Annotated in this window: 2 protein-coding genes and 1 pseudogene; all 3 read right to left on the minus strand. The window is 75.9% G+C overall.

Translation table 11 applies throughout. The features are described from left to right. Positions 1-184 (minus strand): annotated as a pseudogene (locus tag Vau01_RS31105) (Cys-tRNA(Pro) deacylase); the annotation flags it as partial. After that, positions 174-1,322, minus strand: a complete 1,149-nt coding sequence (locus tag Vau01_RS31110; RefSeq protein ID WP_203999932.1) for a class I SAM-dependent methyltransferase — start codon at positions 1,320-1,322, stop codon at positions 174-176. The pseudogene Vau01_RS31105 and the gene Vau01_RS31110, both read right to left, overlap by 11 nt. Further along, positions 1,323-2,086, minus strand: a 764-nt coding sequence (locus Vau01_RS31115; RefSeq protein ID WP_203999934.1) for an ROK family protein, incomplete at its 5' end; no start/stop codon positions are given. It abuts the gene before it with no gap.

Below are 2,086 nucleotides of genomic sequence, written 5' to 3' on the forward strand. Positions count from 1 at the left end.
CGGTCAGCCGGCCGTCGACGTCGGCGACGAGCGTCTTGAACACGCGGGCCGGATCGGCGCCGATCGCCGCCGCGGCGCCCTCACCGTAGGACGGGGCACCCGGGTCGACCACGTACTCGTGCAGCGTGAACGTCACCTTGCGCTTGCTCAGCAGCGCCGTCGCCGGGGTTCCTTTACTCGCCACCTCGGCATAGTAGTGCGGCGGACCGGTCGGCGATCTTCGTGAGGAGGAGGACGCCGGAGCCGTCGCCGGAGAGCCGGAGTTCGTGCCGGAGCTTCTCGACGTCCTGCGCGCTGCCCCGCTTGCGGATCTCCAGCCGGCCGATGCCGTGGGCCCGGAGGGCGGCCCGCAGCTTCTTCGTGGCCACCGGAACCTCGTCGACGACCTCCAGGCAGCGGGCGAACGGCGTCCGCGCCGGGCGGTCGGCGTAGACGAACGCGATCTGCGGGTCGGCCAGGACCCCGTCCACCGTCTCGGCGAACTCGGCGACCAGGCCGGCCCGGGTGACCGCGCCGTCGGGGTCGAACACGTACCGCCGGACCCCGCCCGGCGGGGCCTGCACGGTGCCCGGACCGGTGAGCTCGTGCGCGGTGCCGGCACGGAACACCGTCGCGCGGCGCGGGACCTCGGCCAGCGACGGCGACCAGAGCGCCGCCTCCACCAGGTCGCCGTCGACCGAGACCCACCCGGCCTCGGCACCCGCCGGGATCAGGTCGTGGGGGATGCCGGGGGCCAGCTTGAGCACGGCGAACGGCAGGCGCGCCAGGAGACCGACCGCGAACTCCCACGGTGGGGAGAGCCCGGCCGTGGAGAAGACGCGGCGCCCGCCGGCGGTGCGGCGGGCCGGGTCGCACAACGCGGCGTCCACGGCCGACAGGTCGACCGTCGTGGCGTCACCGGTGACGACGGTCGCGTCGAGCCCGCGCAGGTTGGCCCGGGCCACCGCGGCCGTCTCGGGGTCGGCCTCCACCGCCAGCACCGACAGGCCGGCGAGCGCGAACGCGCGGCTGTCGGCACCGATGCCGCAGCCGAGGTCGGCCACCGTCGTGACGCCGGCCCGCGCCAACCGGGCGGCCCGCGCCGTCGACACCGGGGCACGGGTGGCCTGCTCCAGCCCCGTCCGCGTGAAGAACATGGACCCGGCGGCGGCGCCGAACTTCCCGACGGCCGCGCGCCGCAGGGTGGCCTGGGTGAGGGCGGCGGCCGCGAGCGTCGGATCGACGCCCGCCGACCGCAGCGCCGTCGCCGCGCCGACCGGGCCGCGGTCGACGACTTTCTCGGCCGCCGCAAGCGCGGCGTTGAACCCGGCGGTGTCGAGCACTCAGTTATTGTCCAGCGGGTCGGCGAGCAACGGCTCGAAGGCCAGCTCCGCGGCACCCAGCAGCGCCGAGTCCTCGCCCAGCGCGGGGGTGCGCAGCCGCACGTGCTCGCGGCAGACGTGCAGGCCGTTGCGGTTGAGCCGGCTGCGCACCTGGGCGGCCGCGGCGATGTAGATCTCGCGCAGTCCGTCGCCGAAGACGACCATCTCCGGGTTGAAGATGTTCACCAGGTTGGCCACGCCGAAGCCCAGCCAGTCGCCGACCTGTCGCAGCCCGGCCTGTGCCAGCGCGTCGCCGCGGGCGGCCGCGTCGATCACCGCGCGCACGGCCTCCCGTCCGGTCTCATGACCGGCCTCGCCGCGCGCCCGCCCGGTCAGGCGCAGCAGCGCGCCCTCGCCGGCCTCGGTCTCCCAGCAGCCGTAGGCGCCGCACGCGCACTTCCGCCCGGCCGGGTTGACGACCATGTGCCCGACCTCGCCGCCGTACCCGCCGTGCCCCGTGACCAGCCGGCCGCCGGCGATGATCCCGCCGCCGATTCCGCCGGCGCCGGTGAGGTAGACGACGTTGTCGCAGTCGACGGCCACGCCGCGGACGTGTTCGGCCAGCGCGCTCAGGTCGGCGTTGTTGCGGACCTGCACCGGCCGGTCGCCGCCGAGGATCTTGCCCAGCGCCTCGCCGAGCGGCTCGTCGATCCAGCCGACGTGCGGGCCGAGCCGCACCAGCCCGTCCTCCGCCCGCACCAGCCCCGAGACGGCCGCGCCCGCGC

Origin of the sequence: Virgisporangium aurantiacum (assembly GCF_016863635.1) — a bacterium.
Classification (GTDB): domain Bacteria; phylum Actinomycetota; class Actinomycetes; order Mycobacteriales; family Micromonosporaceae; genus Virgisporangium; species Virgisporangium aurantiacum.